At 44.9% G+C, this 8634-nt stretch carries 8 protein-coding genes and 2 pseudogenes; 6 read left to right on the top strand and 4 right to left on the bottom strand.

Features of this window, described 5'->3' with window-relative positions:
- On the top strand, positions 1 to 232 hold a 232-nt coding region (locus PX484_RS25180), incomplete at its 5' end, for a Uma2 family endonuclease (protein WP_288106126.1).
- A gap of 68 nt (positions 233 to 300) precedes the next feature.
- On the opposite strand, the pseudogene PX484_RS26165 reads toward PX484_RS25180, so the two are convergent.
- Both PX484_RS26165 and PX484_RS25920 read right to left on the bottom strand, forming a co-directional pair.
- Positions 301 to 519: pseudogene (locus tag PX484_RS26165) on the bottom strand (SWIM zinc finger family protein); the annotation flags it as partial.
- 118 nt (positions 520 to 637) lie between these two features.
- Positions 638 to 1375 (bottom strand): annotated as a pseudogene (locus PX484_RS25920) (SWIM zinc finger family protein); the annotation flags it as partial.
- Positions 1376 to 1490: 115 nt separating this feature from the next.
- Between PX484_RS25920 and PX484_RS25195 the strand changes: the two are divergent.
- The 4 genes from PX484_RS25195 (at position 1491) to PX484_RS25925 (ending at position 3667) form a co-directional block, all read left to right on the top strand.
- Positions 1491 to 1772, top strand: a complete 282-nt coding sequence (locus tag PX484_RS25195; protein ID WP_004163666.1) for a ParB N-terminal domain-containing protein — start codon at positions 1491 to 1493, stop codon at positions 1770 to 1772.
- A gap of 13 nt (positions 1773 to 1785) precedes the next feature.
- Positions 1786 to 2478, top strand: a complete 693-nt coding sequence (locus tag PX484_RS25200; protein WP_287765492.1) for a helix-turn-helix domain-containing protein — start codon at positions 1786 to 1788, stop codon at positions 2476 to 2478.
- 546 nt (positions 2479 to 3024) lie between these two features.
- Positions 3025 to 3261, top strand: a complete 237-nt coding sequence (locus PX484_RS25205) for a hypothetical protein (RefSeq protein ID WP_002799399.1) — start codon at positions 3025 to 3027, stop codon at positions 3259 to 3261.
- On the top strand, positions 3251 to 3667 hold the full coding sequence (locus PX484_RS25925; protein ID WP_061433419.1) for a putative toxin-antitoxin system toxin component, PIN family: 417 nt from the start codon (positions 3251 to 3253) through the stop codon (positions 3665 to 3667). The genes PX484_RS25205 and PX484_RS25925 overlap by 11 nt, the downstream gene beginning before the upstream one ends.
- 234 nt (positions 3668 to 3901) lie before the next feature.
- Here the strand turns inward: PX484_RS25925 and PX484_RS25210 are convergent, their stop codons facing one another.
- Positions 3902 to 4750: a M28 family metallopeptidase gene (locus PX484_RS25210; protein WP_287765489.1), complete on the bottom strand. Its 849-nt coding sequence runs from the start codon at positions 4748 to 4750 to the stop codon at positions 3902 to 3904.
- Positions 4751 to 4859: 109 nt separating this feature from the next.
- Here PX484_RS25210 and PX484_RS25215 point away from each other — a divergent pair, with 109 nt between their 5' ends.
- Positions 4860 to 6242 carry a flavin monoamine oxidase family protein gene (locus PX484_RS25215; protein ID WP_004163662.1) on the top strand — a complete coding sequence of 461 codons (1383 nt, stop codon included), beginning with the start codon at positions 4860 to 4862 and terminating at the stop codon, positions 6240 to 6242.
- 79 nt (positions 6243 to 6321) lie between these two features.
- On the opposite strand, the gene PX484_RS25220 is transcribed toward PX484_RS25215, so the two are convergent.
- The coding region (locus PX484_RS25220; protein ID WP_288106129.1) for a mannose-1-phosphate guanyltransferase at positions 6322 to 8634 on the bottom strand (2313 nt) is incomplete at its 5' end.

Genomic DNA, 8634 nt, shown 5'->3' on the forward strand with positions numbered 1-8634 from the left:
GGATTTCGTGATCGAGATCCGTTCTAAAACCGATAGTTTATCCAAGTTAAAGCGGAAAATGGAGGAGTATCGGGAGAACGGGGTGAAGTTAGGATGGTTGATCGATCGCCACAATAAACAGGCTTTCGTCTACCGTCAGGATGGTACGATTACCTGTTATCCCGCCAACGCGATTTTAAGCGGGGAGGATGTGGTTCCGGGGTTCACTTTGGCACTGGAAATCTTGCTGTAAGAGTGATCGCCATTTTTTAAATCCTACAGTAACCTGAGTTCGCGATAAGGAAAAAGACGGGTAGTAAAGCGAATAGAAGTTAATTTTTGGGCATAATCGCGGATATTCTCTGACCATATTTCTGAAAAATTAGCCGATTCTCACCGTAAAATCTTCTCTAAAACTGGAGCGCCTCATCCCTGTTGTAAGGCCACTAAACTCATCTCAAAATCGGCATTCCATTCATGCTGCCATTGCTCGATTTTTTCCCTTAAATCTTGCTTTTCTTGGGGATTAAATTCTCTACTTAAGTAGCTGGTTATAATTAAATTAAAAATAGATTTTAGGTTTGATCCCCCCTGCCCCCCTTGATAAGGGGGGTGCCGATAGGCGGGGGGATCTGAAAGTTTTTAATACCTACCTACTTAAAATTGCTGCAGTTAAAACTCGATCGATTCTAGCACTTAAATCATCATTGATGTCACCGTAATCTTCTAAATCATCCCATTCCTCGATACAGGCGCTAATAATTGCTTCTAAAATAGCGAGGGCGTTATCCGGTTCTCCCTTTTGATAATAATCTTGGTTCTCATCCACTAGGGCGTAAATTTCATTAGAAATTGGCTCTTCTTCGTAGTAATATTCTTGGATCGCTCGCAGGGATTGCCGCAGTTCATTACGGACAGTATTACGATAAGCTTTGAGATTAATAGTTATCTTCACTGCCGCTTTATTAACTGGGGTAGCTGGAACTAAAAATTTATCAATTGTCTCGATAATTTCTGGGTGTTTAGCCACTAAATGATTAAGCAATTTTCTTAATTTACTTTCATCGATCGGTGTCAATAACTCCTCTAGGGAAGCTTTTTTGATAATTAATTATAGTTGACGAGAACAGGTTAATAAAACCGCCATAATATGCTTACACAAACCCTCGTAATACTAGGAACAAGAACAGGAGACATTCTCAAGATTATCTTGGTTAAAATCGATAGCAACTCGATAGTTTTTAACCTAACTACCATACACTAAAGCTTGTAGATTTTGCCCCCGTTGCCAAAGAGAAATAACCGCACCGTTATCGTAATAATATTGACCGCGCTGATAGGAAGCATTGGTGCTATTTTGCCGGATAATTTTTTCATTGATAGGAGGAATAGTCATAGTCAGCAAAGGAGAGGACTGACTGATAAAATCTTGTCTGTGTCAAGAAAACTGCCAGCACCGAGGCAGACCACTGCATCAGCAACCGAGTCAACTTATCTTCAGTTTAGCCTAAATGTGCTATAGTGAAGACAGTATGGAAATTAAAAACATTCCTCTGTCCCAAATTCGTCGTCCTTTACCGCGACAAACCGATCCCGAAAAAGTTAATCAGTTGATGCAATCGATCGCTGAGGAGGGATTGCGAGAACCGATCGATGTTTTGGAGGTGGATGGTCAATACTACGGTTTTTCCGGTTGCCATCGCTTTGCCGCTCATCAGCGTCTCGGTAAAGAAACAATTCTCTGTCGAGTTCGTCGCGCTCCTAAATCCGTTTTAGCTAAACACATCGCTTAAGCTGAGAAGTCCCATGAATGAGTCCTTATATAAATATCATCGGCAAAAATTAGAGCAGTTAATGGCAGAAATTGGCTGTAAAAACCTAGAAGAATTGAGTAAGTTATCGGGTCTATCTTCTTGGCAATTGCAGAGAGTTCGCCATGGTTTAATCGCCAAATTATCCTCTGAATCTTTGGTGAAATTAGCTAATGCGCTGCAGCTGCCAGTTAGCGATCTCCTCGCTCATTTTCAAATCCCGACGATGGGGACAGAGGATCGTTCAGGGGAATTAAAAATTCTCGAACAAGAGTATCAAAATTTACAGCAAAAATTAGACCAGCAAAAAGAAGAATTAGCCGAAGAATTTCAACGTCAAAGCATCGAAGCGATCGAATCTTGGTTAGTTCAATGGCCCACGGCCGAGGCCGTTGCCCGCAAAAATCCCGACCTAGCAGCCGTCAAAATCCTCTCCCTAGTTAAACCGATTATGCAGTTACTGCAGCGCTGGGGAGTGCAACCAATTCACAGTGTCGGTGATCATGTTAGTTACGATCCGCAAATCCATCAATTGATCGATGGTCAAGCAGAAATAGGTACACCCGTTTTAGTTCGTTATCGGGGCTATCGTCATGGGGAAAAACTACTTTATCGTGCTAGAGTGAGTTTAATTAAAGTAGAAATGCAGGAAATTAAACCAGCAGAAACAGAAAATGTCACCGCTTAAAGTGATAATTCTTGCAGAGCTTTAGTGCTGTGAAAAATTCCCCCGTGGTCTGCTTTTATCGAAAAAATCGGGTCTAAAACCTCGCCTTAAGACGAAAAGTTTTTGGAGCGGGACATAAATCCCCATTACAAAACTAATGGCTACTTGATAACCGCCCCCTGAACGGTTAAAATAAGATTATGGGTGATTCGGAGAAAAAAACCAGCAATGGTTACAGATGCTTGACGGAGGTTTATCTGTTGCCGATGTTAGGATACTACTATTAGCGACGCTTGAGCGAAATCCAACCGCATCAATGTCGTCAATAATGTTGGGTTTCTAACTGGGATTGGTGCGTTACGCTAACCCTAACGCACCCTACTGGACTGTTTCAGCTAAAATAGGGCAATAGATTTCGGCTTAAAGTCTTAGATTATAGAATTTATAGCATTTTTCTAATACACCAAATTAGCTGAAACAATCCACTACACTCAAGATTAAGAAGGAAACCGAGCAAAAAGTAATGAGAGGGTTGTTTTAAGTTTGTATTTGTGCTACTTTGAAAATATGAAAGCAACGATCCGAAACGTTAAAATTAGCGAGATCCCCACAGCGATCGAGCAGTTAGGTTTGTCCGCTCATGCGTGTGTCGATTTCACCATCGAGAATCATGAGATGACGGGAAACGAACAGGAAGAAACCACCCAAGCCTTGATGGAAGTGGTGAATGAAATTCGTGCTTATGCCAAGAGTCAGGGATTGACTGATGAGAAGTTGGAAGAGCTTTTAGTAGATGAATCGTGAACCCATAGTTATCGATACGAACGTCTTGATAAGCTTCGCCTTAAGCAGTACGACAACACCAGCTTTGGCTGTAGAATACGCGATTAATAACTTTATTATTCTGCAAAGTCCCGCAACTATATGCGAGTTGGTCACAAAACTTCTTCTCCCAAAGTTCGAGAGGTACATTACACTGGAGCAGCGCCGACAACTGCTAGTAAGAATTTTGGAAATTTCGCTGCTGATTAGACCTACTGACCACACTGAAATTTGCCGAGATCGAGACGATAACAAATTCCTAAATCTGGCAACCAGTGGGGAAGCACGCTATCTCATTACTGGTGACAATGATTTGCTTATACTGCAACGCTATGGGAAAACAGAGATCGTTACACCAAGGGAATTTTTAAAAATTGTTCGGCGGTGAAGTACAAAAAATCCAGTTTGAGTGAGATGATCGAAAGAACAACATTGATAGGGAAAAACACGGGATAGACTTTAATTTTGCCAAGACAAGTGACTTAAGCAGTAGGTTGGGTTGAGCAATAATAACTTTTGTCTGTCAAATATTAGCGACGCTTGAGCGAAACCCAACCACACCAATGTCGTCAATAATGTTGGGTTTCTCACTGGGATTGGTGCGTTACGCTAACGCTAACTTTTATCTTATCGGTAAAGATTGCAATCCAAAACAGAGACCTTGACACACTCGTGTTAGGAAATTTAAGTCTAAAGTAGCGATTGTATCCCGAGAACTATGATAATAGGGATTACGCATATTAGCCGTATCTGTCACCATAATTGCCGAATAACCGCGACTCCAAAAGGGAGAATGATCGCTGCGTCGAGTATCGGGGACGATATAACCTCCAAAAATTACCGGCAACCACTCGCAGGGAGTCTGATTTTCCCGCAGGACTCGACTGAGAAAATTTAAATCCTTGCGGGTTTTGAGATTGCCAATCAAAGCGATAAAATCCCCGGTGTTGGGGTAAAAATGTTCTAGAAAAGCCGGATATTTTTGAGAATGGGGATTTTTATCACAGTAACCGAGCATTTCTAAGGATAACATTAACCTTAAATCCTGCTTAGTTTGTTTTAATTTTTCTGCGTAGGCAATGCTCCCCAGTAATCCGTATTCTTCTAGATCGAAGGCAATTAAACGAATTGGATAATTAGCCTGATTCTCCCCAAAAAACCTCGCTAATTCTAATAATACCGCTAATCCCGTGGCGTTATCGTCGGCCCCCGGCGACCCCGGCACCGTGTCATAATGAGCGCCAATTAAAATCGGAGGTTTTTGACTGTTGTTAGGCAAATCCAAGATTAAATTTTCGTAATTTTTTCCCTGAAAATGGAAAAAATGTGATTCAACTTTTCCCCAATTGCCTAACTCTTGCCGCAGGTATTCTCGCACATAAAAATGTCCTTGACTAGAGAAAAAAGGGTTTCTTTCTCGGACAATTTGTTCTAGGTGTTGGCTTAAGCGATCGCTAAGAAGATCAAACATTGATAGCAGCAGATAATTTAATCAAAAGAGCCAATGGATAGAGAAACTAAGGCAAAAATCGGGGAGAATAATAATTGTTAATTATCAGGTATTCTGTGGGGCTAAAATCATGACCAATCTCCAATTGACTAACTATGAGTGTATCGTGATCGGGGCGGGATTAGCAGGATTAATCGCCGCGCGGAATCTCCAGAGGCAAGGTCATCAAGTTCTGGTAATCGAAGCGCGAAATCGTTACGGTGGCAGAATGTCTGGACAATATCTCCCCTCCGGACAGTGGATCGATCGAGGTGGTCAGTGGGTCGGTCCAACCCAAGAGCGTTTTTTAGCCCTCCTTGATGAGTATAAAATACGTCGTTTTCCCTCTCCCAATCAGGGAAAAACCGTCCTAGTGTTCAACAACAAACGCTATGAATTCAATGGTTTTTTTCAAGGTTTCCACGAGGGAGAAGTACCCGATATCGGCGCGGCAGAATGGCAAGATGCGATGTCAGCATGGGCGCGTTTTCAAGAACTAGCCAAAACCCTACCTTCAGGTTATCCCCAAAGCAACGATCACACCAAAAAACTAGACAGTAAAACTTTTGCCCAGTGGATTGAAGAAAACACCAGCACAGATTTTGGTCAATGGTATTTTGCTTATATGGCCCGTGCAGTGGGGTTTCTCGGACCAGCCGAACCCAACCAAGTCTCACTGCTGCACGTTCTTTGGGGACAAAATTGCGCCCCTCAGGCCGAACATCCAGAAGCCGAACTGATCCATGGCGGAGCCGGACAAATTCCCGACAAGATCGCGGCGGAATTAGGAGAGCGAATTCGACTGGGGGAACCGGTTTTTCGCCTTAATTATGACTCGGCCGGCGTGACCGTAGAAACCAGCCAGAATACTTTTACCGCCAAATTTGCCATCATTGCCATGCCACCCCATCTTGCCGGCCGCATTATTTATCATCCCCCGCTACCACCCCAGCGAGAACAACTAACCCAACGAGTACCGATGGGATGCTGCGCTAAAATCCTCATTTCCTATGAGCAACCTTTCTGGCGAAAACAGGGACTAGCGGGAGTTGCTCAAGGGAATTGTCAATGGTTGGAACTCTGTGCTGATAGTTCCGATCCCGAAACCGGTGTCGGGGTAATCGCCACCTTTGTGGTTGGCGATCGCTATAACCGTTGGCGCTCCATGAGTGGCCCAGCGCGTCGTGCCGCCGTTCTCTCGGATTTAGCTATTTATTTCGGTCAAGAGGCACTTTTCCCGATCAGTTACGATGAGGTGGATTGGCCCGGGGATCCCTGGACTGGTGGCGCATATTCCGCTTTTATGCCCCCCGGAGTCTGGACAAGTTTCGGCGAGGCTCTTTTTACTCCCGTCGGACCGATTCACTGGGCCGGCACAGAAATGGCCGATCGCTGGCCGGGATTTTTTGAGGGAGCGATCCGCACCGGTGAGGCAGCGGCCGATCGAATCGCCTTGCTTTTGCGGGAAAAATGAGCATCTACAGGGCTACGCCACCTTTTAGGTCAAAAAAGTCATCATAGTCAAGTTTCGGGGCTAATAGGGCAGAAAACTCTTAAATCATCACTATTTCGCCCTGGTAATGTTCGACGAAATACTGCACACGATGACGATATTCTTTAATTGTCCGATCGACCCATTCCCGCTGCTCACTGTTAGCATAGATATGCACTAAAGGTTCTCCAGCATCGGGTAAAATCAATACCCAGTCATCATTAAGGGGATTAATCACCTTGACTCCATCGACCAACTCTAGATTAAGATCCGCGTGAGTCTCCACCAGATAGCGCATCAGAGATCCCTTGACTTTCCAAGGACAGCGCACCGCCGTATTCTTATTATAAATGCGCGGTAACTCGGCCCGCACCTGAGCTAGAGAACGTTCCTGAATGGTTAACATCTCCAAAAGTTTCGCCACGCTGAACATGGCATCGAAACCGGGATGTAATTGCGGAAAAATAAAGCCAGTTTGCCCATATCCTCCCAAAACCACATTAGGATTAGTTTGACATCCTTCCATTAAAGCGCTAGGACTGGCTTTTGTCCGCACCACCCGGCCATCGTGACGACGCGCGATCTGTTCCACGGCACTAGAAGCATGAACCGGCACTACCACTGTACCGCGAGGATGGGCGGTCAGAATTGTATTCACCATTAAAGCAGTTAATTGTTCCCCGCGAATCGATAAACCACTCTCATCGACGAGGACTAATTGTTCCCCGTTGGCCGAAACTTGTACCCCTAAGTTCGCTTTCAGGGCCTCCACCACATGGCCCAATTGATGGATCAGTAACTCTCTTTCCTGCATGGAAAGGGCATTCTGACGTAAACTGGCATTGAGAACCACGGCATCACAGCCAAATTTAGCCAGTAATTCTGGTAAAATTGCCCCTGAGACTCCGTAGGCGTAATCAATGACGATTTTGGAGCTACTATTGCGAATAGCCTCCACATTTAGCTGAGTTTCAAAGGTTTTGCGGTAATTATCGAGAATATCAGCCGGATAGGACATACTGCCGATGTCCTGCATTCCCACCCGTCGCAGATCTTCTTTGAAATAGGCCCCTTCGATTTTCTTTTCCCTCGCTTTGGAAACATTAATCCCTTTTTCGTCTAAAAACTCGATTAAGAGAAAATCCGGGCGATCGGGATGGATACGGACGTGAATGCCACCGACTACGTTTAATTTAGACACTAAAGTCCGCGAAATCGGTAAAGCATTCGCTTGTAGGTTTTGGATATTAACTCCCACGGACATTAAACCGGCAATCAGCGATCGACTGACCATGCGCGAGACACTACGTTGATCCCGGGAGACGATTACCGTTGACCCCGGTTTTAGAATGGAACCGTAGGATGCCCCCAGTTTAACGGCGAATTCGGGCGTGATATCGATGTTAGCCAGGCCCGATACTCCTCGTTGACCAAAGAGGTTTTTATGGGCAGTATTTCCCCAAATCAGGTTAATATTGAGGATGGCTCCCGATTCGATCTGTTTACTCGGCCAGACTCTTACCCCGGAATTGATCTGCGCTTCTTCCCCCACGATCGATAATTGTCCAATCACCGCACCTTCGTGTACCTGGGCCCGTCGATCGATTCTGGTTCCCCTAGCGATCGTACAAGCGGCTAAATTGACCTCATCCCCGATCACTACACCATTCCAGAGGATGGGACGTTTCAGATCGGAACCGGCACCGATGGTGACATTATCGCCGATAACCGAACCCCTCTCGATCAGAACATTTGCACCAATGCGGCAATGATTGCCGATCATGGCCGGGGCCTCAATCTGGGCGCTAGGATCGATATAAGTATTAGTACCGACCCACACCCCGGGGGATTTTTCTCGATAGGGAAATTCTAGGTTAACTTTGCCGGATAAAGCGTCGTATTGTGCTTCTCGGTAGGCCTCCAGATGACCGACATCGCACCAATAACCATCGGCCACATAACCATACATAGGTTCGCCCCTTTGCAGCAGCAGCGGAAACAAATCTTTAGAAAAGTCGGCTTCTTCTTTGTAAGGGAGATAATCGAGGACTTCTGGTTCAAGAATATAGGTTCCGGTGTTGACAGTATCGGAAAAAATCTCGCTGGTGGATGGTTTTTCGATAAAACGGCGAATTCTGCCTTCTTTGTCGGTAATCACTACCCCAAATTCGATCGGATTGGGAACGCGCGTCAGGACGAGGGTTGCTTTCGAGTTTTTGCTTTTATGGAATGCGATCGCTTTTTGCAGGTCAAAATCGGTGATACTATCGCCACTAATCACCAGAAAGGTATCATCTAACCATTCGGCAATATTTTTCACACATCCTGCGGTGCCTAGGGGTTGATCCTCCTCCACAGCGTAGGTGATTTTTAC

The sequence above is a fragment of the Microcystis sp. M49636_WE2 genome (assembly GCF_030065375.1).
Taxonomy (GTDB): Bacteria; Cyanobacteriota; Cyanobacteriia; order Cyanobacteriales; family Microcystaceae; genus Microcystis; species Microcystis aeruginosa_C.

Excerpts from the sequence above, each read along its gene's own strand:
- PX484_RS25925 (WP_061433419.1), top strand. The coding sequence starts at position 3,251 with ATGAATCGTGAACCCATAGTTATCGATACGAACGTCTTGATAAGCTTC.
- PX484_RS25215 (WP_004163662.1), top strand. The coding sequence starts at position 4,860 with ATGACCAATCTCCAATTGACTAACTATGAGTGTATCGTGATCGGGGCG.
- PX484_RS25205 (WP_002799399.1), top strand. The coding sequence starts at position 3,025 with ATGAAAGCAACGATCCGAAACGTTAAAATTAGCGAGATCCCCACAGCG.
- PX484_RS25210 (WP_287765489.1), bottom strand. The coding sequence starts at position 4,750 with ATGTTTGATCTTCTTAGCGATCGCTTAAGCCAACACCTAGAACAAATT.
- PX484_RS25195 (WP_004163666.1), top strand. The coding sequence starts at position 1,491 with ATGTGCTATAGTGAAGACAGTATGGAAATTAAAAACATTCCTCTGTCC.
- PX484_RS25200 (WP_287765492.1), top strand. The coding sequence starts at position 1,786 with ATGAATGAGTCCTTATATAAATATCATCGGCAAAAATTAGAGCAGTTA.